Source organism: Dolichospermum sp. UHCC 0315A, from assembly GCF_008121535.1.
Classification (GTDB): Bacteria; Cyanobacteriota; Cyanobacteriia; order Cyanobacteriales; family Nostocaceae; genus Dolichospermum; species Dolichospermum lemmermannii.
The window spans coordinates 3,353,281-3,379,341 of sequence record NZ_CP043056.1; the positions used below are offsets into that span (position 1 = coordinate 3,353,281).

The 26,061-nt window shown below is 39.7% G+C and carries 28 protein-coding genes; 15 read left to right on the top strand and 13 right to left on the bottom strand.

What is annotated here, in order from left to right; translation table 11 throughout:
* The first annotated feature begins 31 nt into the window (after nucleotides 1–31).
* Nucleotides 32–1,462, top strand: a complete 1,431-nt coding sequence (gene lpdA, locus BMF77_RS16295) for a dihydrolipoyl dehydrogenase (RefSeq protein ID WP_148767037.1) — start codon at nucleotides 32–34, stop codon at nucleotides 1,460–1,462.
* Between the two features lie 119 nt (nucleotides 1,463–1,581).
* Here the strand turns inward: lpdA and BMF77_RS26810 are convergent, their stop codons facing one another.
* Nucleotides 1,582–1,725, bottom strand: a complete 144-nt coding sequence (locus tag BMF77_RS26810; protein WP_168204450.1) for a hypothetical protein — start codon at nucleotides 1,723–1,725, stop codon at nucleotides 1,582–1,584.
* Between the two features lie 30 nt (nucleotides 1,726–1,755).
* Here BMF77_RS26810 and trpC point away from each other — a divergent pair, with 30 nt between their 5' ends.
* From trpC to BMF77_RS16310, 3 genes are all read left to right on the top strand, one after another.
* A complete protein-coding gene (trpC, locus tag BMF77_RS16300) occupies nucleotides 1,756–2,637 on the top strand; it encodes an indole-3-glycerol phosphate synthase TrpC (protein WP_148764227.1) in 882 nt (293 codons plus the stop codon).
* Nucleotides 2,638–2,810: 173 nt separating this feature from the next.
* On the top strand, nucleotides 2,811–3,056 hold the full coding sequence (locus BMF77_RS16305) for a DUF5340 domain-containing protein (RefSeq protein WP_015080444.1): 246 nt from the start codon (nucleotides 2,811–2,813) through the stop codon (nucleotides 3,054–3,056).
* A 167-nt stretch (nucleotides 3,057–3,223) separates the two neighbouring features.
* Entirely contained in the window at nucleotides 3,224–4,375 is a 1,152-nt protein-coding gene (locus tag BMF77_RS16310; protein WP_015080443.1) for an alanine--glyoxylate aminotransferase family protein, read from the top strand.
* 60 nt (nucleotides 4,376–4,435) lie between these two features.
* Here BMF77_RS16310 and BMF77_RS16315 read toward each other — a convergent pair whose 3' ends face one another.
* The 5 genes from BMF77_RS16315 to BMF77_RS16335 all read right to left on the bottom strand — a co-directional run bounded on the left by BMF77_RS16315 (nucleotide 4,436) and on the right by BMF77_RS16335 (nucleotide 8,562).
* Nucleotides 4,436–4,663 (bottom strand): DUF2949 domain-containing protein, encoded by a 228-nt coding sequence (locus BMF77_RS16315; RefSeq protein ID WP_015080442.1) that lies wholly within the window; start codon nucleotides 4,661–4,663, stop codon nucleotides 4,436–4,438.
* 565 nt (nucleotides 4,664–5,228) lie between these two features.
* Nucleotides 5,229–5,756 (bottom strand): DUF192 domain-containing protein, encoded by a 528-nt coding sequence (locus BMF77_RS16320; RefSeq protein WP_015080441.1) that lies wholly within the window; start codon nucleotides 5,754–5,756, stop codon nucleotides 5,229–5,231.
* A 158-nt stretch (nucleotides 5,757–5,914) separates the two neighbouring features.
* Nucleotides 5,915–6,628, bottom strand: a complete 714-nt coding sequence (gene nblR, locus BMF77_RS16325) for a response regulator transcription factor NblR (RefSeq protein WP_148764229.1) — start codon at nucleotides 6,626–6,628, stop codon at nucleotides 5,915–5,917.
* A 235-nt stretch (nucleotides 6,629–6,863) separates the two neighbouring features.
* A complete protein-coding gene (locus tag BMF77_RS16330) occupies nucleotides 6,864–7,652 on the bottom strand; it encodes a BMC domain-containing protein (RefSeq protein ID WP_148764231.1) in 789 nt (262 codons plus the stop codon).
* Nucleotides 7,653–7,752: 100 nt separating this feature from the next.
* Nucleotides 7,753–8,562 carry a transferase gene (locus tag BMF77_RS16335; protein ID WP_148764233.1) on the bottom strand — a complete coding sequence of 270 codons (810 nt, stop codon included), beginning with the start codon at nucleotides 8,560–8,562 and terminating at the stop codon, nucleotides 7,753–7,755.
* Between BMF77_RS16335 and BMF77_RS16340 the strand changes: the two genes are divergently transcribed.
* Nucleotides 8,561–8,716, top strand: a complete 156-nt coding sequence (locus BMF77_RS16340) for a hypothetical protein (protein ID WP_246862940.1) — start codon at nucleotides 8,561–8,563, stop codon at nucleotides 8,714–8,716. The genes BMF77_RS16335 and BMF77_RS16340 overlap by 2 nt on opposite strands.
* 126 nt (nucleotides 8,717–8,842) lie before the next feature.
* On the opposite strand, the gene BMF77_RS16345 is transcribed toward BMF77_RS16340, so the two are convergent.
* On the bottom strand, nucleotides 8,843–10,516 hold the full coding sequence (locus tag BMF77_RS16345; protein WP_148764235.1) for a ribulose bisphosphate carboxylase small subunit: 1,674 nt from the start codon (nucleotides 10,514–10,516) through the stop codon (nucleotides 8,843–8,845).
* Nucleotides 10,517–10,563: 47 nt separating this feature from the next.
* Between BMF77_RS16345 and BMF77_RS16350 the strand changes: the two genes are divergently transcribed.
* Nucleotides 10,564–10,743: a hypothetical protein gene (locus BMF77_RS16350; RefSeq protein WP_148764237.1), complete on the top strand. Its 180-nt coding sequence runs from the start codon at nucleotides 10,564–10,566 to the stop codon at nucleotides 10,741–10,743.
* On the opposite strand, the gene BMF77_RS16355 is transcribed toward BMF77_RS16350, so the two are convergent.
* From BMF77_RS16355 to BMF77_RS16365, 3 genes are read right to left on the bottom strand one after another with little or no spacing between them, the layout of a single operon-like run.
* Nucleotides 10,744–11,049, bottom strand: coding sequence for a EutN/CcmL family microcompartment protein (locus BMF77_RS16355; RefSeq protein WP_015080436.1), 306 nt, complete (start codon nucleotides 11,047–11,049; stop codon nucleotides 10,744–10,746). It abuts the gene before it with no gap.
* Between the two features lie 6 nt (nucleotides 11,050–11,055).
* Nucleotides 11,056–11,400 carry a carbon dioxide-concentrating mechanism protein CcmK gene (locus BMF77_RS16360; protein ID WP_015080435.1) on the bottom strand — a complete coding sequence of 115 codons (345 nt, stop codon included), beginning with the start codon at nucleotides 11,398–11,400 and terminating at the stop codon, nucleotides 11,056–11,058.
* Between the two features lie 45 nt (nucleotides 11,401–11,445).
* Nucleotides 11,446–11,754, bottom strand: a complete 309-nt coding sequence (locus BMF77_RS16365; protein ID WP_015080434.1) for a carbon dioxide-concentrating mechanism protein CcmK — start codon at nucleotides 11,752–11,754, stop codon at nucleotides 11,446–11,448.
* 656 nt (nucleotides 11,755–12,410) lie between these two features.
* Here BMF77_RS16365 and BMF77_RS16370 point away from each other — a divergent pair.
* Together BMF77_RS16370 and BMF77_RS16380 are read left to right on the top strand one after the other, a co-directional pair.
* Nucleotides 12,411–14,267, top strand: a complete 1,857-nt coding sequence (locus BMF77_RS16370; RefSeq protein ID WP_148764239.1) for an NAD(P)H-quinone oxidoreductase subunit F — start codon at nucleotides 12,411–12,413, stop codon at nucleotides 14,265–14,267.
* A gap of 180 nt (nucleotides 14,268–14,447) precedes the next feature.
* Nucleotides 14,448–15,944, top strand: a complete 1,497-nt coding sequence (locus BMF77_RS16380; protein WP_148764241.1) for an NADH-quinone oxidoreductase subunit M — start codon at nucleotides 14,448–14,450, stop codon at nucleotides 15,942–15,944.
* Here the strand turns inward: BMF77_RS16380 and BMF77_RS16385 are convergent.
* The gene (locus BMF77_RS16385; protein WP_148764243.1) at nucleotides 15,930–16,190 is read right to left on the bottom strand and encodes a hypothetical protein; all 261 of its coding nucleotides are present in this window, start codon (nucleotides 16,188–16,190) and stop codon (nucleotides 15,930–15,932) included. The genes BMF77_RS16380 and BMF77_RS16385 overlap by 15 nt on opposite strands.
* Here BMF77_RS16385 and BMF77_RS16390 point away from each other — a divergent pair.
* The 5 genes from BMF77_RS16390 (at nucleotide 16,189) to BMF77_RS16410 (ending at nucleotide 20,175) form a co-directional block, all read left to right on the top strand.
* Nucleotides 16,189–17,316: a CO2 hydration protein gene (locus tag BMF77_RS16390; RefSeq protein WP_148764245.1), complete on the top strand. Its 1,128-nt coding sequence runs from the start codon at nucleotides 16,189–16,191 to the stop codon at nucleotides 17,314–17,316. The two genes, BMF77_RS16385 and BMF77_RS16390, sit on opposite strands and share 2 nt — an antisense overlap.
* A gap of 356 nt (nucleotides 17,317–17,672) precedes the next feature.
* The gene (locus tag BMF77_RS16395) at nucleotides 17,673–18,347 is read left to right on the top strand and encodes a choice-of-anchor C family protein (RefSeq protein WP_148764247.1); all 675 of its coding nucleotides are present in this window, start codon (nucleotides 17,673–17,675) and stop codon (nucleotides 18,345–18,347) included.
* A gap of 421 nt (nucleotides 18,348–18,768) precedes the next feature.
* Nucleotides 18,769–19,317 (top strand): restriction endonuclease, encoded by a 549-nt coding sequence (locus BMF77_RS16400; protein WP_148764249.1) that lies wholly within the window; start codon nucleotides 18,769–18,771, stop codon nucleotides 19,315–19,317.
* Nucleotides 19,314–19,862 carry a hypothetical protein gene (locus tag BMF77_RS16405; RefSeq protein WP_148764251.1) on the top strand — a complete coding sequence of 183 codons (549 nt, stop codon included), beginning with the start codon at nucleotides 19,314–19,316 and terminating at the stop codon, nucleotides 19,860–19,862. The genes BMF77_RS16400 and BMF77_RS16405 overlap by 4 nt, the downstream gene beginning before the upstream one ends.
* A 40-nt stretch (nucleotides 19,863–19,902) precedes the next feature.
* Nucleotides 19,903–20,175, top strand: a complete 273-nt coding sequence (locus BMF77_RS16410) for a hypothetical protein (RefSeq protein WP_148764253.1) — start codon at nucleotides 19,903–19,905, stop codon at nucleotides 20,173–20,175.
* 64 nt (nucleotides 20,176–20,239) lie between these two features.
* Here the strand turns inward: BMF77_RS16410 and BMF77_RS16415 are convergent, their stop codons facing one another.
* Both BMF77_RS16415 and BMF77_RS16420 read right to left on the bottom strand, forming a co-directional pair.
* The gene (locus BMF77_RS16415) at nucleotides 20,240–20,860 is read right to left on the bottom strand and encodes a (2Fe-2S) ferredoxin domain-containing protein (RefSeq protein WP_148764255.1); all 621 of its coding nucleotides are present in this window, start codon (nucleotides 20,858–20,860) and stop codon (nucleotides 20,240–20,242) included.
* Nucleotides 20,861–21,020: 160 nt separating this feature from the next.
* A complete protein-coding gene (locus tag BMF77_RS16420; protein ID WP_148764257.1) occupies nucleotides 21,021–21,275 on the bottom strand; it encodes an Asr1405/Asl0597 family protein in 255 nt (84 codons plus the stop codon).
* A gap of 360 nt (nucleotides 21,276–21,635) precedes the next feature.
* On the opposite strand from BMF77_RS16420, the gene BMF77_RS16425 reads away from it, so the two are divergent.
* Nucleotides 21,636–22,190: a Dps family protein gene (locus BMF77_RS16425; protein ID WP_015080424.1), complete on the top strand. Its 555-nt coding sequence runs from the start codon at nucleotides 21,636–21,638 to the stop codon at nucleotides 22,188–22,190.
* A 585-nt stretch (nucleotides 22,191–22,775) separates the two neighbouring features.
* Nucleotides 22,776–26,030, top strand: coding sequence for a carbamoyl-phosphate synthase large subunit (gene carB / locus BMF77_RS16430; protein ID WP_015080423.1), 3,255 nt, complete (start codon nucleotides 22,776–22,778; stop codon nucleotides 26,028–26,030).
* The last annotated feature ends 31 nt before the right edge of the window (nucleotides 26,031–26,061 follow it).

The window sequence follows — 26,061 nt, forward strand, 5'->3', positions numbered from 1 at the left end:
GATAATAGGCGAAGATAACGGGGAAATAAAAGTGAGTCCTGGATTTGATTACGATTTAGTGATTATCGGCGCTGGTGTGGGTGGTCATGGTGCTGCTTTACACGCTATCAGTTGCGGTCAGAAAACAGCAATTATTGAAGCTGGAGATATGGGAGGAACTTGTGTAAACAGGGGTTGTATTCCTTCTAAGGCATTACTCGCGGCTTCAGGAAAGGTGAGGGAATTACGTAATGCCCATCATCTCAAGTCTTTGGGAATACAGATTGGCAATGTCGAGTTTGAACGGCAAGCGATCGCTGATCATGCTAACAATCTCGTCTCCAAAATTCAAGGGGACTTAACCAACAGTCTCAAACGCTTGGGAGTTGAGATTATCCGAGGTTGGGGCAAGGTATCTGGGACACAAAAAGTTACCATCGTCACAGATAAAGGTGAGAAAACCATCACCGCCCAAAATATCATCCTTTCCCCTGGTTCTGTCCCCTTCGTTCCCCCTGGAATTGAAGTAGACGGCAAAACTGTATTTACCAGTGACCAAGGCGTTAAATTAGAAACTCTACCCAAGTGGGTGGCGATTATTGGTAGCGGTTATATCGGCTTAGAATTTTCTGATGTTTACTCGGCTTTAGGTTGTGAAATTACCTTAATTGAAGCCCTCAGTGAGTTAATGCCAGGATTTGATCGGGATATTGCTAAACTGGCAGAACGGGTTTTAATTAATCCCCGCGATATTGAAACCAAAGTCGGTATTTACGCCAAAAAAGTCATTCCTGGTTCACCAGTAGTCATTGAGTTAGCTGACTTTGAAACTAAAGAAGATTTAGAAGTTCTCGAAGTTGACGCTTGTTTAGTCGCTACCGGTCGGGTTCCTGCTACTCAAAATCTTGGCTTAGAATCCGTTGGCGTTGAACTTGATCGCCGCAATTTTATTCCTGTCAATGATAATATGGCGGTATTGGCCAACGGGGAAGTTGTCCCCCATCTCTGGGCTATTGGTGATGCTACCGGCAAAATGATGTTAGCTCATGCGGCATCTGCCCAAGGGATCATTGCTGTAGAAAATATCTTGGGTCGTCAGAAAACAGTTGACTATCGCAGCATTCCTGCGGCTGCTTTTACCCATCCAGAAGTTAGTTATGTGGGCTTAACAGAAACCGCCGCCCATGCTTTAGGATTAACTCAAGGTTTTGAAGTCGCCACCAGTAAGAGTTACTTTAAAGGTAATTCCAAGGCTTTGGCGGAAAATGATACTGATGGAATGACGAAGGTAATTTATCGCAAAGATACTGGCGAGGTCTTAGGTGTACATATCTTTGGTCCCCACGCCTCGGATTTAATTCACGAAGCCGCAGCCGCTATTGCTAATCGTCAATCTATCCAAACTCTTGCTTACCTGGTTCACGCTCATCCAACGCTTTCAGAAGTTTTAGATGAAGCTTATAAACGGGCATTAGTAAGTTAGTCAATTGTCAGTGGTCAGTGGTCAGTTGAATAAATGGCGAAATCTGACTTCGAGAATTTGCAAGTTTACCAATTAGCTTAAGAAACTAGCTGATGAGATTTGGAACATTGTTCTGACAACTAACAATTGACAACTGACAATTGACAATTGACAACTAACAACTGACAACTAACAATTGACAACTGTACGGGCGAAGCATTTGGAGAACTATTTTTGGCAATGACCGATAATTTATCTTCCAAATGCTTCGCCCCTACTGACAACTAACAACTAACAACTGACAACTGACAAATATGCAAATCCGTCGTCGTTCACCTAGCCCAGTTATTAATATTTCTATACTTCAGTATCAATCCGCTATAGAAGGGGCTGCACCAAATAATATTCTAGAAGAAATTGTCTGGCAGAAAGAAACAGAAGTTGAGAAAATGCGAGAAAGGCTACCTTTGCGGGAATTGCAAACACAAGCCCTATCAGCACCACCAACTCGTGATTTTGTTAATGCTTTGCGTCAAGGTAAAACTAATCCGGCTTTGATTGCTGAAGTCAAAAAAGCTTCTCCCAGTAAAGGGGTATTTAGGGAGGATTTTGACCCAGTAGCGATCGCTCAATCTTATCAAAAAGGTGGAGCTAGTTGTCTTTCTGTGCTAACAGATGTTAAATTTTTCCAAGGTAGTTTTGAAAATCTATCCTTAGTCCGTTCAGCGGTAGATTTACCTTTACTGTGCAAGGATTTTATTATCTATCCTTACCAAATGTATTGGGCGCGAATTCATGGAGCAGATGCAGTTTTATTAATAGCAGCAATTCTTAATGATCAAGATTTGCAATACTTTATCAAAATTGCTAATAACTTGAAAATGGCAGCTTTAATAGAAGTGCATAATTTAGCAGAATTAGATCGGGTGTTAGCCTTAGATGATGTTTCTTTAGTCGGGATTAATAATCGCAACTTGGAGGATTTTTCTGTTGATTTACAAACAACTTGTCAATTACTCACAGATAGAGGTGGACAATTACAAGCAAAAAACATTCTTGTGGTCAGCGAATCAGGATTGCATCACCCAGAGGATTTAAGTGTAGTTAAAAAAGCAGGTGCATCCGCTGTACTGATTGGTGAGTCCTTGGTAAAACAACCAGATCCTCAATTAGCAATAGCCAATCTCTTTGCTTAATCACAGTCTTAAATGCCATATAAAACAAGGGTTTACATCCTCATTTTTCCTCTAGCCTGTGACTGAATAACTGCAATTATTTATTTCTTGTGTAACAATTAATTTGGAGTTAACTAAAGTTTAACTAAATTAAAAATTAAACATCCCTAAGTTACAACTTCACAATAAATTACATGGAGCCAATTCCTTTACCTTCTCCTATCCATTACGAACTTATACTTCAACTTTTAGAAAGACAAACCATGACTTCTCTGGGTCAAAACCAAGACCTCCGCAATCAAGTTAATCAACTAATTATTACCATGCGAAAAGCTGCATCCCAACAAAAGCGACTAGAAGAAAGTTTTCAATCTTCTTCTCTCAGCATTGATCACCGTTGGTCTATTAATCATTTTGGTGATAAAGTGGATTGCTCCTGATGAATGTCTATTTCCACCTGAACAAAAACCCAGCCCTGCAACAGCGGGGTTAATTAACAGTTTTTAACTGGCATTCCTACGAAAAATTTTAGTAGGTTTTTTTTGTGTTTTTATCCCCTGTAGCGGTTAATTTGGATTGTATTGAAATTTTCAACTAGGACACAAACATGGACGATAAATTGATGCTGATGATTCCTGGTCCTACCCCAGTTCCAGAAGCTGCTTTACTAGCATTAGCTAAACACCCCATTGGTCACCGCAGCGGTGAATTTAGTAGCATGATGGCAGAGGTGACAGAAAACCTCAAATGGCTACATCAAACCGCCAGTGATGTATTGATGTTAAACGTCAGCGGTACGGGTGCCGTAGAAGCGGGAATGATTAATTTTCTTTCTCCAGGCGATCGCATTTTAGTCGCTTCTAATGGTAAATTCGGGGAACGTTGGGTAGAAGTTGGTCAAGCTTTTGGCTTAAATGTGGAAACAGTTACCGCAGAATGGGGACAACCCTTAGACCCAGCCCAATTTGCAGCTAAACTCCAAGCTGATACCAACAAAGAAATCAAAGCTGTCATTATCACCCACAGCGAAACCTCAACAGGTGTCATTAATGACCTAGAAGCTATTAACCGCCACGTTAAAGAACATGGAGAGGCTTTAATTATTGTGGATGCTGTCACCAGTTTAGGGGCTTACAATGTCCCTGTAGACGCTTGGGGTTTGGATGTAGTCGCTTCTGGTTCACAAAAAGGTTACATGATTCCCCCAGGTTTAGGATTTGTCTCTGTCAGTCCTAAAGCTTGGGAGGCTTATAAAACCGCAAAATTGCCTAAGTATTATTTAGATTTAGGTAAATATCGGAAAGCCACTGCTAAAAATACCACCCCCTTTACTCCTCCCGTCAACTTAATGGTGGCACTACATACCACCTTGGGAATGATGAAAAAGGAAGGATTAGAATCCATTTTTACCCGTCATGAACGCCAAAAAAATGCTACTCGTGCGGCTATGAAGGCGTTGAATTTATCTTTGTTTGCTGCTGATGAATGTGCCAGTCCTGCCATTACCGCTGTAGCCACACCAGGCATCGAAACAGATAAAATTCGCTCTTTGATGAAAAAACGGTTTGATATTGCTTTAGCAGGTGGACAAGACCATCTGAGTAATAAAATTTTCCGCATAGGTCATCTGGGTTTTGTGTGCGATAGAGATATTCTTAGCTGTATCGCTTCCCTAGAAGTTGTCCTCCCACAAGTTGGTCATGAAAACTTCACCCCCGGAGCTGGTATAGCAGCAGCAGCAAAAGTTTTTGCCTCATAGTTATTAGGTTGGTAATTGATAATTGATAATTGATAATTGTCAATTGTCAATTGTCAATTGTTACGCAGTCTCTAGCCAATCATAAATTTGTTCTAACTGTTCTAGAGTAATTAACCCATATTGCCAAAGAGTCATGGTTAAAGAACCAGGATCTTGATCACGGTTACGTAATGCTACAGCTAGGGAAGCGGCGGAAATTGCCAAATCTTCTTGGAGAAAATTAATTAGCCGAGAATATCTTGATGGTGTCATTTGTATCTTACCTCCTTGAGTAGAATTGATGATCATAGATTGCTTATCTAATTTTGTGGGTATTGTATAACCAGTATTTTATTTGTCACATTGCTGTAAGTAAATAAAAGTTAAAGGTGGTATAAAAAAATTTTCTAAATAACCTTTTTTGTAAAGTATTAACCTACATGAATGTACTACTAAACCAAGGTACTTACAATCACGGGGGAAATCCCTAATACAGTGACTTATGTGTTCCATCAGGATAATATTTAGGTAATACTTTAACCATGATGTTAATGGTGACACTAACATCATTCAAGTTTTTTTGTTCTGGTTTAAGTAAAAAAGATTTCATAGCTTATATTCCTCTATTGACGACTATTTACACTTGCGTCAAAAGAGAGATTTTTGCTACTCAACCCTGAGTTGTGATTTTAACTGGAAAAAACTAAAATCCGATGTTATTCAAGTTACTGCTAAATATTAACCTCTTTACTACTATTTGTGCCAGGTTAGGTAATATTTTTTTTGACAAAACAATTCTGTATTCGATAAAAATTCAGAATAAAGACTTCTGCTATATCCAACCGGGATCATTGTCAGAAAATATTGATCCTGTTTACTGAGAAATATCAGAAGTTAGGAAATCAATTTTGACCTGATCTCCTTTATCTAAACCTAGTTCTGCGGCTCGTCCTGACCTCAGTTCAATTACTTGATCTATCAGTACATTAGGACCATAGGTGGGACAAGGTTCTATGCCACAAGGAGGAGCAGATGCTTGGATGTACTGAACTACACCTTTTTGGATAAATACCATATCTAAGGCAACAGGTACATTTTTCATCCAAAATTTTACTGGTTGTGGGTTCGCAAAAGAAAATAGCATTCCTCGGTTATCTGGTAAAGCTAGTCTATACATCAAACCCATCTGTTGCTGTTCTTGTGTTCGTGCTACTTCTAACTGAATTTTTATATTTTTAGGAAGTATAGCTTCAGCAGAAATTGGCAGATTTTGTCCAGTATTTACTGGTGTTTGGGTTGATGATTCCGGTGTTACGACTGGAGATTGAGCCGTGGTAGGTGATGAACAGCCCATCAGTAATATACTAAGTAATATTGAACATAAACTAAGCCAAGAAACCATAAGTTGTCTAGGGAATAGGGAACAGGGAATAGGGAAAAAGTGATGATTTTACTAATCACCTCTTACCAAATCACTAATTAAATTATTTATGCAATTTAGATTCTGACTATCTTACTTAATTTTTGCAAAATTGCCTACAAATTTAGATTTTATAGATTTTACGAATCTCTGAGTACGTAACCTACACCGCGTATAGTTTGAATTAAGCGTTTTTGACCTTCTTCTTCAATTTTGAGCCGGAGGTAACGAATATATACTTCAATGACATTGGACTCACCCGTAAAGTCGTAACCCCAAACATTTTCTAAAATCTGTTCACGAGTTAATACTTCACGGGGATGTTCCATTAAGAACTTTAAGAGTTCAAATTCCTTCATGGTTAAGTCAATGGCCTTACTCTTGTAAAAAGCCCGACGGGTTCCTATATCTAAAATCAGATCCCCAAAGCGTAATTGCTCTGCGGTATCAATATCAGGTTTGAGATACAGACGAATCAGCCTTAACAAATCTTCCGAACGGTAAGGTTTGAGGATGTAATCATCAGCACCAGCGTCTAAACAAGCTATCCGATCATCTACTGTGTCTCTGGCCATCAGAACCAGTATAGGAGAACGATTGCCGATATTTCTGAGATTTTTACACAAAGATAGTCCTGATTCACCGACGAGCATTCGGTCTACAACAATTAAAGCAGGTTGGCGATGACTTTGATTCCTGGAAGCATCACTACAGTATTTTAATCCATTGGCTGCATCATGGGTCACAATGGCATCATAGCCAGCTTCTTGCAAATCAAAAGCTAATTGATTAGCCAAGGTTTCATCTGGTTCAATCACCAAAACAAAAACAGCGGGATTGTGGGTAGCTATCATAGCAGTTGGAGATTGGTAATTGGTAATTGCTAATGTGAGTTATGAGTAAATACGGAAAATCAATCTACTGAGGTAATTAAAATATGGGCGCTCGTTTAGGGGTATTTTTAACTCGTGAGCAAGATAAAACCCTGTTGAACCTAAGAACAAGGGATTTACCACAAAAAGTCAAAGATCGAGCAGAGGTAATTAGGTTAAAGTCACATGATTGGTATGTAGAAAAAATAGCTGCTCATTATTCATCATTCCAAATTTCTTCCTTAACTCTCACAGGCAGTTTTGCCAAATCAGGCAACTCTATCGCTTCCACATCCGTTATTTTATCTTTAATATTAATAGGTATATTAACTGGTTGACGTTCTTCCAGCCAGCAACTAGCCACAGGTAAAGTTTCCTCCAACTCATCTAATGGCCGAGGAATCACCATAACTGCATTTAACTCACCAATGCGTTCCGCTTCAAACATACCTGCTTCCACAGCTACAGCTACATTAGCCACTGAACCGCGAATAATTGCCGTACACAAACCAGCACCAATCTTTTCATAGGATGCTAATTGCACATCAGCAGCTTTAAGCATAGCATCACAAGCGCCAACCATAGCGGGAAATCCGCGAGTTTCCACCAACCCAATGGCTTGATTACTCAAACGGCTGTATCCACCACCATCTCCCATAAATCGAGTCAGACGGTTAATAGGTAGAATTATATCTAAATTAGGATAAGGACGCGCAATCACCAAACTAGAAACCAACTGGCCAAACTGTTCAGCCGTTTGTACACCAGCTTCCACAGCCAAGCGGACATCAGCAATGCCACCTCGGACAATTGCTGTACAATGACCACTACCAATTTTTTCATAACCAACCAAGTGGACTCCAGCCGACTTTAACATCATGTCAGCCGTGCCAACTATAGCGGGGAAACTGAGGGTTGATACCATACCCAAAGCAGTATCTTTGAGGCTATCACGGCGACTTGCTGCGTGAATGGTACTCAAAGCGTTTTGATTATATGTTTCCATTTAAATTTTCCAGGATAAGGTTCATATAGCGTCTTCAATCATAGAAGAATGAAAACTAGCATTTCAATATGGACTTAAGTTCACACTTCATACTTAACACTTAACCTGAAGAATTGTTAGAGTTTTCGTTGCCCAAAGATTGTCTATGGGGAAATAATGTACTCAGCAGCCTATTTATGCTACCTTGTCCATAAATTTGCGTGCCAAAAATATTGTGAGTTTCCAGATCAGACTCGCTGGGTTTTATGTCCTCAGTGGTAGTTTCTGTAGACTCTGGGAGCGTAGTTTCAAGCGACGTAGCATCACCCACCACAGCCGTTTCTGACTCTGGTGGAGACTGGCTTTTCGGTGTAGGTGAAGGTGGAGATACAGGCGTAGATTGATGTTTAAACTCCAGAAAAGCCGCAACCGAGAGTTGAGTTGAGGAAAATACTTTTTCCTGTTTCTCTGGTTTCTCTGGTTGAGAATGAGGAGATTCAATTTTTTCGGCTGATTCCTCTGGTTTGTCTGGGGGAGGATTGGTAGATTCTAGTTGTACCGCTGAAGGTTCAACAATCTGCCGACTATTATCTCCCAAAATTGAACCAGAGGGAATAACTTGACCTGGTGCTACGGAACAGTTAAAAACCGTTGTCGCTGCACCAATACAAGCATTAGCCCCAATTTTGCCTTCACCAACCATCAAGAAACCGGCTCCCAGGTTTGCGCCTGCTTCTATTTCTAGAATACCCTCACTTACTTGGAGAATTGACCCCATACCCAGGCATACACCAGCACCAATCACAATTTTACTATTAGTAGCTGCTTGCAAAACTACCCCAGGAGCTAATACCGCGCTGGGATGAATAATCACGTCGCCATGAATATGAGCATCAAATCTATCGCCCAGGCGTAGCAGCGATACAGACATGGAATTTATTACCTCGGAAGCCGGAAGTTGTCAGTTGTCAGTAGGGGCGAAGCATTTGGAAGATAAATTATCGATCATTGCCAAAAATAGTTCTCCAAATGCTTCGCCCGTACAGTTGTCAATTGTCAGTAGGGGCGAAGCATTTGGAAGATAAATTATCGGTCATTGCCAAAAATAGTTCTCCAAATGCTTCGCCCGTACAGTTGTCAGTTGTCAGTGGTTAGAAAGAAGAAGGAAAAAAATGTTCTCCCCTACTCTCTGCACCCTGCACCCTGCCTCTTTATGGACGTTGGATAATTGCTTCTAGTACGCGACGTTTGGCTTTGGGGTCAGTACCAACTAAACGCACATATTCGCCTGGATATTCAGAAACATATCCTTCTAAAGCAGCGATCGCTTCTCTTTCAGATGTAGCCTGAATTTGACCCGCAACTGTCCAAGTACCTGTGCGGAAGCGGCGTTGATCTACGTGTTCAATTGCAATTTTTGCCCCACTGGACAACAGTTGGCGCAATTGACCGACTATTTCACTACTTAAACGGGTGCTGGTAGCTGTCGCCGTTGCAGTTGCAGTTCCAGAACTTGTACTGGTAAATGATTTGGTGCTACCAGAAGATACTACTTGTCCGTTTGGTCTTTGGATAATTGCTTCCAATACGCGACGTTTAGCCTTGGTGTCAATCCCAATTAAACGTACATACTCGCCTTGATGAGTTTCAATGCACTCTTCCAAAGCAGACACAACTGCTTGAGTCGAATTAGATTCAATTGGTTGACAGGTATCCCAAGAACCTGTACGGAAACGGCGCTCATCTACGTGTTCTGTCCCAATTTTGAAACCACCAGCCAAAAGTTGACGGATTTGATCTACAGTTTCCGCACTCAGTTTGGCACTACCAACAGCAGTACCGTTGCCATTACCATTACCGTTGTAACTGCCAGCAGATGCAGCAGCAGGGGCTTTAAAGCTAGATATACCAGCAACAACACCTTCAGGACGTTGAACAATAGTTTCCAATACCCGTCTTCTGTTGTTGTCAATCCCAAATAGACGCACATATTCGCCGCTGTGGTCTCTCAAACAAGACTCTACAGCAGAAACAGCTTCACCTAAAGACCGAGTTGCAATGGCTTGACAACTTTGCCAAGAACCTGTCCGAAACCGTCTTTGGTCTACGTGTTCTGTGCCAATTTTAAATCCTTGTTCTAGTAGATAACGTAATTGATCTACTGTTTCTGCACCTAAGCTATAGCTCGCCACGTCACTGCTCCTTTCTAACTCTTCGACTTCAATGCTTGTACTTGTATAAAATTTAGCTACGGAAAGATTAAGTTCATCCCGAATAGGCGCAATACACTTGCTATCCGCAGCACAGTGATAACCAGCCCGCAAAGCCTGATTAATCCCGACTACATGGTGAGCAAATTCTTGATCCTGCACTTGGACATCTGGCAATCTATCCGCTTGCTGCTGGGTAGTAATTACTGATCCAGAAGCTACGTATTTACCCGGTGGAATTTCCACATCCTGAATTAAGGCGTGCATCATGACAATGCAACCTGCACCCACCCTGGCATTAAATACCGTAGAACGAAAGCCAATAAAACAACTATCGCCAACGTAAGCAGGTCCATGAATCAGTGCCATGTGGGTAATGGAGGCACTTTTCCCAACCCATACTGAGTATTCCTTGCCATCATCACCAATGACTCGGCCTTGCTCCAACCCATGAATAACGACACCATCTTGAATATTAGTATTTTCACTAACACAAAAAGGTGTCCCTTCATCGGCTCTAATCGAAGTCCCCGGAGCAACAATTACATTTGCACCTATATTGACATCACCAATGAGGTTACAAGAAGAGTGGACAAATGCAGTTTCATGAATGTTTGGTTCTGCTAAACTCCTTGACCACGGGGTTGGGGGTGCCGCCGTGCTGCGGACTACCATTGCGAGATTCCTCCTGAAATAAGCTTTTTGTCAGTGGTCATTGGTCAGTGGTCATTGGTCATTGGTCAGTGGTCATTGGTCATTGGTCATTGGTCATTGGTCATTGGTCATTGGTCATTGGTAAGTTTTCACCCATCACCCATCACCTATTACCCATCACCTATTACCCATCACCCATCACCCATCACCCATTACCCATCACCTATTACCCATTACCTCTTCCCTGACTATCTATACTGGTCTTTTTTGCTGTAAATTACACGATCTTCAACGTAAATGGTGTCTATAATTGCCACTACTGCTGCGTCTAACGGTCGTTGTTCATTACCTGATAATTGACGAGCAGCACTGCCACGACTGACAAGTACCCACTCATCCACTCCTGCCCCTACACTGTTATCGGCTGCTACCTCGTATACTGGCAGGAGATTGCCATTTTCATCTATTAATTGCAACATTAGTAGCTTCACACCCCGCAGACTGGGATCTTTTTGGGTGCTAGTTACTGTGCCACGAACTCTGGCAATTTGCATTATTAATTATGGTCTTCTACCGAAAGGGCGAATTGTGTTAACACCTTCCCGGAATTGTTCTACATCTTCGGTATAACGAATGGGGAGGACATATTCCAAGTTTTCGTGAGGACGAGCAATGATGTGGGTAGATAGCACTTGTCCACCGTTAACACGCTTAACTGATTCCACTCCCGCACCTACGGAAGCTTGAACTTCGGAAACGTCACCACGCACGATAACTGTTACCCGACCACTACCGATTTTTTCATAACCAACCAAGGTAACACGAGCAGCTTTTACCATGGCATCAGCAGCTTCGACTACGGCTGGAAAGCCTAGAGTTTCTACCATTCCTACTGCAATTGACATTTGTTTTTGTCCTTAAATTAAATTTTTACTTGTACCAGATTTAAACTAAGCGCGGAACTGTTCTACGGCTTCTGTATAACGAATTGGCAAGACATATTCTAAGTTTTCGTGGGGGCGAGCAATGATATGGGTAGATACCACTTCACCACCGTTGACTCTTTTTGCCGCTTCAACGCCAGCAGCTACCGAAGCTTGCACTTCAGAAACATCTCCCCTGACAATGACTGTAACGCGAGCGCTACCAATTTTTTCATATCCTACTAAAGTCACACGGGCGGCTTTCACCATTGCGTCAGCAGCTTCTACTACTGCGGGAAAGCCTTTAGTTTCAATCATTCCAACTGCAATTGGCATCGCAGAACTCCTAAAAAATTAATCGAATTAGAACTATGGATGGAAATTTTGGACGGGGATGCTCATCCTGATTCCAAAATACCGCCACATCTTAGCTTATGAAACCTTGGCATCCCTGGCAACATAAATTACTATAATAGTTTGTAATAAAATAGATTAAAAAAAGTTAACAAAACTTTATAGGGTCTTTTGTGACATTAAAGTTTACTGATCCCTACAGTGACAACTTATGCTTTATAATTTCTTTATCAGTTTGAGAATTACTATAGTTCATAGCCCAAGCTAATTCTTTGATGAGGAGGATTGGTGAGTGCTATATATGGGACAGACGAGCTACTGGCTATATCTTTCCTGTGATTCGCTATTGCCATAAACAGTGGGTAAAAATCTGCAAATTTTACCAACGTACCTAAAAAACAAATTTAAAAAAAGCAGAAAAATAAAAAATGTTGTTCAACAATTATTAGAATATCTAAAATGTTAAATTATATTTAATAGCTCAACAATAGGCTAATCTAAAGTAAATGTGCTTAGGCATATTGAGCTAAGAAAAGTTAAGAAAACATAGATTTTCTCAAAGATATTGTTTTTTGAGCAAATGATTATTTAAAGGCTGTTTAAGAGAATCGGAACTGAGTTGTCAAGGAAAATATTAGATGAATGAGTTTCTATTTTTAACAAGTTGGTTCGTGCCTCTTTATAGCTTACTAGGGGCAATTTTAACTTTGCCTTGGAGCATAGGAATCATCCAACTTACAGGACCAAGACCTGCGGCCTACTTGAACTTATTGACTACCATCTTAGGTTTTGTCCATAGTTTATTAGTATTTAAAGATATCTGGAATCGGGATCAAGAAAATTTAGTAATTACTTGGTTTCAAGCTGCTGATTTTCAATTATCTTTTGCTTTAGAAATTTCCGTAGTCAGTGTGGGGGCGACAGTTTTAATTACTGGATTAAGTCTGTTGGCGCAAATTTACGCACTAGGCTACATGGAAAAAGATTGGTCCTTAGCCCGGTTTTTTGGTCTGGTGGGATTTTTTGAAGCCGCCCTCAGCGGTCTAGCAATTAGTGATTCCTTGTTTCTCAGCTATGCTTTGCTGGAAGTTCTCACCCTTTCTACTTATTTACTGGTCGGATTTTGGTATGCTCAACCCTTGGTAGTGACCGCAGCGCGAGATGCCTTTTTAACGAAGCGGGTAGGAGATTTGTTGCTATTGATGGCTGTAGTGACTCTTTCTACTTTAGCCGGCAGCTTAAATTTTTCGGATTTGTATGAGTGGGCGCAAACTGCTGATTTAAATCCAGTCACATCAACTTTACTCTGTTTAGGTTTAATTGCTGGTCCTGCGGGTAAGTGCGCCCAATTTCCCCTGCACCTGTGGTTAGACGAAGCGATGGAAGGACCGAACCCAGCTTCGGTGATGCGAAACTCTCTAGTGGTAGGTGGGGGTGCTTATTTTCTCTACAAAGTTCAACCATTATTATCTTTGTCCCCCATTGCCTTAAATACTTTAGTGGTGCTGGGGATAATGACAGCATTGGGAGCAACATTGGTATCTATTGCCCAAATTGATATTAAGCGATCGCTCTCCCATTCCACCAGTGCTTACATGGGATTGGTATTTTTAGCGGTAGGCTTGGAACAGGGTGGAGTGGCGTTAATGTTACTTCTGAGTCATGCCATTGCCAAAGCCTTGTTATTCATGAGTTCTGGTTCAGTTATCTACACTACCCAAACTCAAGACTTGACAGAAATGGGGGGTTTGTGGTCAAGAATGCCAGCCACAACCACGGCTTTTGTCGTCGGTTCAGCAGGTATGGTAACACTACTACCACTGGGCAGTTTTTGGGCAATGATAGCATGGGCTGATGGCTTAGTCAAAATTAGCCCTTGGGTAATTGTGGTTTTAATCTTAGTTAATGGCTTAACGGCTTTGAATTTAACTAGGGTATTCCGGTTAGTTTTTTGGGGACAACCCCAACCCAAAAGCCGCCGCGCTCCAGAAGTTGCCTGGCCAATGGCATTACCAATGGTAACTTTAACTATACTCACTCTATTATTACCGCTGATGCTACAGCAATGGTATTTATTACCTAGTTGGGAAAGCCTCGATTGGTATATAGTTGGATCTTTAGTCGCTTCTACGGTTGCTGGAGTAACTATTGGCGCAACAATTCATCTCCACAAAGCCTGGTCAAGATCGAGAATTTTGGTTTGGAGATTTATCCAAGATTTATTAGGCTATGATTTTTACATAGACCGCATTTATCGCTTAACGATTGTAAGTGCTGTGGCGCTGTTATCGAGGATATCCGCGTGGAGCGATCGCTTTTTGGTAGATGGTCTAGTCAACTTAATCGGCTTTGCTGCGATTTTTAGCGGACAAAGTTTGAAATACAGCATTTCTGGTCAATCCCAAGGCTATATGCTAACAATCCTCATTGTCATTAGCATCCTCGGTTTTGCCATTAGTTTCTCATTGGGTTTATTCGACAAATTGCCTTTTTAGGTAATGGCTAATTGGTAATGGGTAATTGGTAATTGGTAATGGGTAATTGGTAATGGGTAATTGGTAATGGGTAATTGGTAATATTCTTCCCCAACCTCCCCAACCTCCCCAACCTCCCCAACCTCCCCAACCTCCCCAACCTCCCCAACCTCCCCAACCTCCCCAACCTCCCCAACTTCTATGCTGAGTACATTGATTTTACTGCCGTTAATTGGTGCGGCTTTTATTGGTTTCTATCCTTTTACCATCTCTGGTAAACTATCCCGAATCATTGCTTTCGTCTTTAGCGTGATTATTTTCGCATGGAGTATTTTCCTAGCAACTCAGTTTAACCCTGGAGAAATTGGTCAACAATTTGCTGAATCCTTACCTTGGGTAGATGCTATTGGCTTAAACTACAATCTGGGGATAGATGGTTTATCACTACCTTTATTAATTCTTAATGGATTATTAACCTGTATTGCTATTTATAGCAGCGATGAATCCCAACAACGTCCGAGATTTTACTACTCTCTAATTCTGCTATTAAGTGCTGGAGTAACTGGAGCATTTTTAGCACAGGATTTATTATTATTCTTCCTGTTTTATGAACTGGAATTAATACCTCTATATCTGCTAATTGCGATTTGGGGAGGTGAAAAACGAGGTTATGCAGCGACGAAATTTCTGATTTATACAGCTTTTTCAGGAATCGTTATTTTAGCCAGTTTCTTAGGAATGGTTTGGTTGAGTGGTTCTACCAGTTTTGGACTAGCAACCTTAAATTGCCAATCTCTACCCTTAGCAACGCAAATTTTACTCCTTGTCGGCATTTTAGTAGGATTTGGTATTAAAATCCCCCTCGTTCCCTTCCATACTTGGCTACCAGATGCCCACGTGGAAGCCTCCACACCCATATCTGTGCTGTTGGCTGGGATATTATTAAAATTAGGGACTTATGGCTTACTGCGATTTGGCATGAATTTATTGCCAGATGCTTGGGCTTATGCAGCACCTTGGTTAGCTACATGGGCAGTAGTTAGCGTCTTGTTTGGGGCATCTTGTGCGATCGCGCAAACAGACATGAAAAAAATGGTGGCTTATAGTTCTATCGGCCACATGGGCTATGTCTTGTTAGCAGCAGCCGCATCCACACCCCTCAGCGTCTTGGGGGCAGTAATGCAAATGATTAGTCACGGATTAATATCCGCTATGTTATTTCTGTTGGTGGGAGTTGTTTACAAAAAAGCTGGTAGTCGAGATTTAAATGTCATTCGGGGACTATTAAACCCAGAACGAGGTTTACCAGTTATTGGTAGTTTAATGATTTTTGCCGTTATGGCCAGTGCAGGTATACCGGGAATGGTGGGATTTATTTCCGAATTTATTGTTTTTCGGGGCAGTTTTGCAGTTTTTCCGGTACAAACATTGTTAGCAATGCTCGGAAATGGTTTAACTGCGGTTTACTTCCTAATTCTCCTGAATCGTGCCTTTTTTGGGCGGTTATCAGCAGCAGTGATGAACTTACCTTGTGTGTATTGGAGCGATCGCATCCCTGCCATCATTCTAGCAGTAGCGATCGTTATTTTCGGCATTCAACCTAATTGGTTAGTCCATTATACCCAAGCCACAATTACTACAATGGTAAAAACGAATAATCATCATCTAGTAGCAAGTCGGGAACTATTGGATTCTTAACTTTCCGAGAAAAATAATCACCACAACCAGATCATCAAACAAATCAAAAAAATCCCAAAAATCATAGTTAAGACAGTGGAGGCCGATAATCACCACAACCAGATCATCAAACAAATCAAAAAAATCCCAAAAATCATAGTTAAGACAGTGGAGGCCGATAATCACCACAACCAGATCATCAAACAAATCAAAAAAATCCCAAACATCATAGTTAAGACAGTTGAATTCCAGGAGAATTGACATCATGAAAACTCAAAAAAATCCCACCTACAACCCTCTAGCTGAATATATTCACCGCTTACAAACTGGAGAAGCATTACTCAAAGATAGTCCCGAAAACGTTTTAGAAGTTGTTGGCATTCTTAAAAGTTATGGAGTGGTTTTAGATGCTTATTCTAAAAATCTTATCTACATTGCTGAACATCAATTTTTAATATTTTTTCCCTTCTTTAAATATTTTGATGGTGATGTTTCTTTTGCTAAATTAATCCGTCATTTATGGCATGATCGGATTAATTTTGAATATGCCGAATATTGCATGAAAACCATGATGTGGCATGGTGGTGGTGGTTTAGACGCATATTTAGATACTAAAGAATTTCAAGATAGAGCAAAAGCTGTTATTACTGCTAAATTTAAATATAATCCCCTGATTTTGGGACTTAATGAACTGTTTCCCGAATTCTTAATAGAACAGTTACGAGTCTCCGCTTATTATACTGGTTTAGGTCAATTTTGGCGAGTCATGGCTGATATGTTTCTGAGTCTATCAGATCGCTATGACAACGGACAAATTAAATCAATTCCCCAAGTTGTAGAACATATTAAACTGGCTTTAGTTGCAGATGCAATGACACCAATTACATACAGTGTCAAAATTGGCGATAAAGTCTATGATCTGATTCCCAAATCAGTTGGTTTAACCTTCCTTGCAGATACCGCAGTTCCCTATGTAGAAGCCGTATTTTTTAGAGGTACACCATTTTTAGGAACAGTGTCTTTAAACGCTCAAGCATATCAAGTTCCTCCAGATCAATCTCGATTTCAATATGGTGCATTATACGCAGATCCTTTACCTATTGGTGGTGCAGGAATTCCTCCCACATTATTAATGCAAGATATGCGTCATTATTTGCCAGAATATTTACATAATATTTATCGTCGCAGTCTCAGAAGTGAAGATGATTTGCGAATACAAATTTGTATGAGTTTCCAAAAGTCGATGTTTTGTGTAACTAGCGCCGCGATTTTAGGACTTTTACCTTATCCCTTAGATACTCAAGATTTATCTGAGAAAAAAGCCATTCAAGTTTATTTAGAAAAGTGGCTGTCAAGATTAGAAAACTCCCAGTTATTAGCAGTAAATAAATAGGATAATATGGCTTCGCTACATGATCAGATTTCAAAAACATTATTTTTTCGCGTTTAAAAGAAAGAAATCTCTTGACACGAAGCCAATACCGTGTTAGCATAGTACCGACGAGGAAGAACTATCTTTACTGCATAAGCAATTTTAAATCCTATCAAATAAAACAAGACTAATTGAGAATTAGTTATAGATGACTATTCTGGTTTCTGTGTTGTCTGTGTCTGGAGTGGTTAGTTAAAAACCGCTTCAACACTTAAATTGGTGTAGCATCAGCAGTTGCTACAAATACGTAGTATGAGTTATCATACTAATAAGGTGTACCTCACTCAAGCTGAACTTGCTGTATCTTCATAATTACAATGAAAACATTTCCCATTACACTGTTTCAGATTCTTACTCTAACTGGTTTCTCTGCTTCTTTTTTATTAGCGACCAATCCTGCCTCAGCCATCAATTTGATCAAAAATGGTAGCTTTGAAAATTCATCATTAGGTAGTGGTTTTCCTTTTGTAACCGTACCTACTAATTCAACTGCCATTAATGATTGGACAGTTACCAGTGGAGCTATTGATTATATCAACACATTGTGGCAGAATTCCAATGGTAGTTTTAGTTTAGATTTAAATCATTTGCAAGCTGGGAGTATCGCACAAACTTTTGTGACTCAGCCAGGAACTCCGTATTCAGTTAGCTTCGATTTGGCTGGTAATCTGGATGGTAATCCAACAGTTAAAACATTAAAGGTGTCGGCTGGGGGAAGTTCCCAGAATTTTACTTTTGATGTTACGGGGAAAACTTTCGCGAATATGGGATGGTTGTCCAAAACCTTTGGTTTTGTAGCCAGTAGTAATAGTACTACCCTTTCCTTTGCCAGTCTCGATAATACCCCCTATGGGCCTGCTTTGGATAATGTCGTTGTCACAGCAGTTCCCTGGGAAACCGACGCGCTCCCTGTTGTTGGTAGCACTGTTCTCTTCGGGTTTGGCTTGTGGTGCAAAAACAAGCTTTCTCAAAACAGATGCAAAAGCCTTTAATTGCTGTTCTCGATTCAACAATTCATCTCTCTGAACAATAAAATAGAGATTTTATCTTGAATCTTTTACCAAATGATTGTTTAGGTTACTAATTGATAGTAACCTAGTTTTTATCTCTATTAATTTAATTTTTATCAGATAATGAGCTAATTTAATAGATGGAGTAGTTTATGCAGATAGTTTATCCTCTATAACCCATATTCCGCACTTCATTTTTCAGATCCCCGACTTCTAAGATTAATTATTTGTTGACTAGAAAAATCTTGAAAAGAAGTCGGGGATCTTTTGGGAAAATGGAAATGCTTATAATGTAGTAATTTAGTAGGTTGGGTTGACGCAAGGAAACCCAACAATAATCAATAACAGCGTAACGTAAAATTAATGATAATAAGCTATAACATACGACACATCAGATAGAATCATGACCACAGAAGCAGAATATAAAGCAAGAATTACCAGCTATAACTGGGATGATTTAATCAAATTATGGTCAGAAATTGAATCAGGTAATACACCAAATTGGGATGCAGGTAAAGCGTTAGAATATCTCGTTTTACGAGCATTTCAAATTAACAACGCTGAAGTAACCTGGCCTTACAGCGTGTATTTAGATGGAGAAGAAATAGAACAAATTGACGGAGTAGTTTATGCAGATGGCTTATCTTGTATAATAGAATGTAAAGACACAGCAAAACCTGTTAAAATTGAACCTATAGCCAAGCTAAGAAATCAACTATTACGCAGACCAGCAGCCACTATTGGGAGTATATTTAGTCGTAGTGGATTTACAGAAGCATCGGAAACTTTAGCCGGATTTGTTGCACCTCAAACTATTCTATTGTGGGGAGGAGAAGAAATTAAATATTCCTTAGAAAATGAGTGTATACGTAGAGCATTAATCAAAAAATATCGTATTTGTGTTGAACAAGGACTAGCTAATTATAACATTAAAACAGAGGTTCTATCATGACTTTATCTTATATAGTATTAGAAGGTAATAAAAACCAAGAAATCCTAGAAAAATTACTACCTAAAAATTTAATTCAAGATGTGAAAATAGTAGTAGGTGACAGTCAGTATGAAGTAAGATCATTAGCAAGTTCCCTCATTGCTACTAGACATATTCCTGTAATATTAATTTTAGATGCTAATACAGATAACGAATCTCAAATATTTGAAAAAAGGGATTTAGTTAATTATTTATTACGTCGTGCTGCGGCTAAAACCCCTTTTCAAGTATCTTTAGCTATTCCCGAAATGGAAATTATATTTCTCCAAAATAAACCATTAATTGAAAAAATTTCCCAACGTCAATTTAATGATTTAGAATGGAAATTTGCTCAAAGTAAACCTAAAGAATTTTTAGAGACAGTCTTAGGTAAAGAACAATCAATTAGTGAGAGAATATTTAGCAATATAAATGATCAAGAAATTAAGATATTACAACAACATCCATTAATACAAGAAGTAATGATTTTCTTGTCATCCCTTACTGCATCTTCTGTTGCAATTTAGAAAGGCGCAAATAAACCCAACATTGTTATCTGTTAAAATAGTGAATAATCAAGTTAACCGCAAAGTAATGATTAAATTACAAGAATTGCCAGAACAGGTATTAGAATTACCAATCAAAGAACGCTGGACTCTTGTACAAACCTTACTAGCATCAATTCAACAAGAAACACTATCTTCTATTCCTCCTCAACCCAGCCTAGAAACCTTATCTGAACTTGACCCCTGGACACAAAGCCTAATAGGTGTAATTCGCTTAGAATCAGAAAATCCAGAGGAAATTTATGTTAATTATCTAGAGGAGAAATATAGTTGAAATAGGTATTATTTGACAGCGATATCTTGCTGAATATATTAGCAATACTTTGAAGAGTAATTCACTAAACTTCCACAAAGCTGGGAATATTTACCCTCATATCCTCTGCTTTCTCCCGAATGTCTCCAGGAAAATGCTTATCTATCAAAGCAGGAACTTGTTCAGCTTTTATTTTACTATAACGAGTTTTATCGGGCATCACTAAATTAGGACCAGCTTTACAGTTTTTCATACAGCCAGTCCCTTTAATAGTGACTGAATCTTCTAAACCATTATTTATTAACTCCGACTCCAAAGCTTGACACAAAGCTTTACCACCACGTTTCATACAATCAGATTTTTGACAAACTAGAATTGTTTGCGTTTTAGCTGGTTTCGTCTTAACTGGAATTTGCGCTGCAACTGTTCCCATATCAGCACTTGCAGCCATAACTCGTTCCCCTACCAGAGTTACCTGATCTTTTTTCGCGTTGTATTGTTTTGTCCCCACAACTTGCAGCCAAGTCCCTTGAGGTAAACGCAAATCAAAAGCACTCCGTAAATGCTTGGCTAATTTTATATAACATTCACCCTCAGAAGTTCCCAATAACAAACCTTTTAGCTTATATCCATCCTTGATGACAAAATCCAAAAATCTGCCTTCAAAACAAAATTCCGTTACTGCTGCATTAGTAGATATACTCATGGTTCAACTTCGCTCACTATAAATAATGGTTAAGAGTCAGAAGTAAAAAAAATCATCATCACAAAAATCACAGTTCCGACGTTTTCTCATTCACTATAAATAATGGTTAAGAGTCAGAAGTAAAAAATCATCATCACAAAAATCACAAGAATCAAAAAAATCACAGTTCCGACGTTTTCCACCAACAAGCTTCAAGATTCTTAATCAAGTCTTGACGAGAAGCAGTGAATTGTTGAATTACACTCCAAAGTTGTATAGCTGCGGTGGGGTTATTTATTTCTACCATTAAAGGCTGGTTAGTTTCACAAACACAAATTACATCTAACTCTTGTAAGCGTTGATAAACCTGCCAACGATCTGCCCAACTTATATCAATAACGTGCTTTTTATCTGTGTCCGAGCTAGAAGATTTCAAGCGAGTAGCCCTCAAAATGCCATAAAATTGCAGTAAAACTAGAAACCCACAGCCTAAATTTGCGAGTTAGTCGGAGTTTAGCTTCTTTCTTTAGAATACACTAACTGCAAAATATTGTCATTAATTTTGAGAAAAAATCTCATATTTTATTTATAGAGAGATATGCACACTTTGAGAATCAAGTCAAGATAAATACCAAATATATATCTTTAAGCACAGATATAGGCAAGAAATTAATACTTATGATTGGTAATAATGCCAAAATTTTTTAGATTTAGTAGCCTTGATTTTATTTTGAAAATGCTAAGATGTTAAAAGTAAGCAGTTAAAAATCATAACTGTTAAAAAGAGAGAAAAACCATGTCTGATACGCAAACTATATTACACAATTTTGGTCAGGTTTACGACAATCCTGTATTACTAGATCACAGTGTTACCGCCCCAGTTGTTGAAGGATTTAATGTCGTATTAGCTAGTTTTCAGGCATTGTACTTACAATACCAAAAACATCATTTTGTAGTTGAAGGTGCAGAATTTAATTCACTGCATGAATTCTTTAACGCCAGTTATAAAGAAGTACAAGATCACATCCATGAAATCGGCGAGCGCTTGAATGGTTTGGGTGGTATTCCCGCAGCAAGTTTCAGCAAATTAGCTGAATTATGCTGTTTTGAACCAGAAGCAGATGGCGTATTTTCTGCTCGGAAGATGGTAGAAAATAACCTAATTGCCGAACAAGCATTAATTGGAGTAATTCGCCGTCAAGCCGCACAGGCAGAGAGTTTAGGTGATAGAGGCACACGCTACTTATACGAAAAAATCCTCTTAAAAACTGAAGAAAGAGCTTATCACTTAGCTCATTTCCTAGCTAAAGATAGTTTAACCTTGGGTTTTGTGCAACTTGCTCAAAATTAAACTTCTCATAATCTCAATTTAACAAAATCAACACAGAGAAAATTTTAGTAATTGAGAATTTTACAAAATTAATCCTTTTGGCAGAAAAGAGTAAATTACCATTTCTGCCATTTTCTATATCAGGCATTTAAAAGCAATTATTTTTATTGCCTATTTTATATATCTAACAATAAATAATTGAACGCAGATGAACGGAGATAAACGCAGATAAAGAAAGATAAATTAATTATCTGTGCAGCTTTAAGTAGGTCGGCGTTAAAAAATCAATCTATGTAACGAAATATAAATTAACGAATACCTTATAAATAGGGTGTTTCACGGTTTTTACAAAACTAAACATATATCGATTTTATTGGGCCGACTTACTTATTGTCATAATCCATAACGAATAAATAAACAATTAAATTCTCTTTGTGCTTCTGCGCCTCTGCGTGAGAAAAAAAACGTAAAAACCATTACCAAAAATCCCCCATTCCCATAAATTCTTCCCCTTAACGCAACCGCTACCCGGAAAAGTTGATAATGAGGACATAAAGACCCTTAAAATAGTCAAGATTTGTATTTTTGTCATCTAAGGTAAAAACTATGCCCCGTCGTCAAGACCTCAAAAAAATACTCCTGTTAGGTTCAGGTCCAATAGTAATTGGCCAAGCCTGTGAATTTGACTACTCTGGAACTCAAGCCTGTAAAGCCTTGCGAGAAGAAGGCTATGAAGTCGTGCTGGTAAACTCTAACCCAGCGACAATCATGACCGACCCGGAAACAGCCGACCGCACCTATATTGAACCGCTGACACCGGAAATAGTCGAAAAAGTTATTGCCAAAGAACGTCCAGATGCTTTGTTGCCAACAATGGGAGGACAAACTGCCCTTAACTTGGCTGTAGCGTTAGCGAAAAATGGCGTTTTAGATAAATACAACGTTGAGTTAATTGGTGCGAAATTACCAGCTATTGAAAAAGCCGAAGACAGAAAACTGTTTAATGAAGCTATGGCTAAGATTGGGGTGGCTGTGTGTCCCAGTGGTACAGCTTCCACTTTAGATGAATCAAAAGCGATCGCTCTCCAAATTGGCACATATCCTTTAATTATCCGTCCAGCCTTTACAATGGGGGGGACTGGTGGGGGTATCGCCTATAATCAAGAAGAATTTGAAGAAATGGCGCAAGTAGGGATTGACGCTAGTCCCGTTTCCCAAATTCTCATTGACCAATCTTTATTGGGTTGGAAAGAGTATGAACTAGAAGTAATGCGGGATTTAGCCGATAACGTCGTGATTATCTGTTCTATCGAAAATCTCGACCCTATGGGGATTCATACCGGAGATTCTATCACCGTTGCCCCTGCCCAAACCCTGACCGATAAAGAATATCAACGGTTACGGGATATGGCAATTAAAATTATCCGCGAAATTGGTGTCGAAACCGGCGGTTCTAATATCCAGTTTGCCGTAAATCCCGTTAATGGTGACGTGGTGGTAATTGAAATGAACCCCCGTGTCTCCCGCAGTTCGGCTTTATCTTCCAAAGCTACAGGTTTTCCCATTGCGAAAATCGCGGCTAAGTTAGCTGTAGGTTACACTTTGGATGAATTGCAAAACGATATCACCAAAAAAACTCCCGCTTGCTTTGAACCAACAATTGACTATGTAGTTACGAAAATTCCCCGGTTTGCGTTTGAAAAATTCCCTGGTTCAGAAGCGGTTTTAACTACCCAAATGAAGTCTGTGGGCGAAGCCATGGCTATTGGCCGGACATTTAATGAATCCTTCCAAAAAGCTTTGCGTTCCCTAGAAACCGGACGCGCTGGTTGGGGTTGTGATAAAGCCGAAAAATTGCCCAGTGGGGAACAAATTCGCGCTCAATTGCGGACTCCTAACCCAGAACGCATCTTTTCTGTGCGTCATGCTATGCAGTTGGGAATGAGTAATGAGGAAATCTACGAACTAACGGCAATTGACCCTTGGTTTTTAGATAAATTACAAGAACTGCTAGAAATAGAAAAGTTTCTCAAGCGGACTCCTCTGAAGCAGTTGACAAAAGCACAAATGTATGATGTCAAAAGAAATGGTTTTAGCGATCGCCAAATAGCCTATGCTACAAAAACCAAAGAAGATGAAGTTCGCACCTATCGCAAACAGTTAGAAGTTATCCCCGTTTACAAAACTGTTGATACCTGTGCTGCTGAATTTGAGGCTCTGACCCCATATTACTATTCTACCTACGAAGAAGAAACGGAAGTATTACCAACAGATAAACCCAAGGTGATGATTTTGGGTGGTGGACCAAACCGCATTGGTCAAGGAATTGAGTTTGATTATTGTTGTTGTCATGCTGCATATTCTCTACATGATGCCGGGTATGAAACAATTATGGTCAATTCTAACCCAGAAACAGTTTCTACAGATTACGATACCAGCGATCGCCTGTATTTTGAACCATTGACGAAAGAAGACGTTCTTAACATCATTGAAGCCGAAAACCCCGTGGGGATAATTGTCCAATTCGGTGGACAAACACCATTAAAATTAGCCATTCCCCTGCAAGAATATTTACAAAACTCCAATAGTATCACCAAGATTTGGGGAACATCACCCGATTCTATAGATATGGCGGAAAACCGGGAACGCTTTGAAAAGATTCTGCAAGAATTAAATATCGCCCAACCGCCTAATGGTATGGCGAGAAGTTATGAAGATGCTTTGATTGTTGCCAAGCGGATTGGTTATCCAGTAGTAGTCCGTCCTAGTTATGTATTAGGCGGACGAGCAATGGAAATCGTTTATTCTGATACTGAATTAGAACGCTACATGACCTTTGCTGTGCAAGTAGAACCAGATCACCCGATTTTAATTGATAAGTTCTTAGAAAACGCCATTGAAGTGGATGTAGATGCGATCGCCGATCATACTGGTAATGTTGTCATTGGTGGCATCATGGAACACATTGAACAGGCGGGAATTCACTCCGGTGACTCAGCTTGTTCCTTACCTTCCATTTCCCTTTCTCCCGCAGTCCTCAACCAAATCCGGTTATGGACAGTTCAACTAGCACAAGCTCTATCTGTCGTGGGATTAATGAATATTCAATTTGCTGTAGTTGGTGCAAATGGTTATTCTCCCCAAGTGTATATTTTGGAAGCTAACCCCAGAGCATCACGGACAGTTCCATTTGTATCTAAAGCCACAGGGGTACAATTAGCCAAACTCGCATCCTTAATTATGTCGGGGAAAACCTTAGAGGAAGTGAAATTTACAAAAGAAGTCATTCCCTCTCATATTGCCGTCAAAGAAGCGGTTTTACCATTTAGTAAGTTCCCCGGTACAGATACCATTTTGGGTCCAGAAATGCGCTCAACTGGCGAAGTAATGGGTATTGACAGCGATTTCGGCCGCGCCTTTGCTAAAGCAGAATTAGGCGCAGGGGAAAAATTACCGCTTCAAGGAACTGTATTTGTTTCCATGAGTGACAGAGACAAACCTCTCGCAGCAGATGTAGTCAAGGAGTTTATTAAGTTAGGCTTTACAATCATGGCTACCCAAGGAACGCGTCAAGTTCTTCAGGAACAAGGGTTAGAAATTCAATCTGTCCTCAAACTCCATGAAGGTCGTCCCCACGTCCTGGATGCGATTAAAAATCAAAAAATTCAACTCATCATCAATACACCCTCTGGAGAAGAAGCTCATGCCGATTCTAAGCTAATTCGTCGCACGGCTTTAGGCTACAAAATCCCCATTATTACCACTATTGCAGGTGCTAGAGCCACAGCCGCTGCTATCTATTCTCTGCAAAACACAACTTTGGATGTCAAGGTAATCCAAGAATACTGTCCCATGAGTTAATTGTCTAAACTATGATTTTTGTGATTTTGAT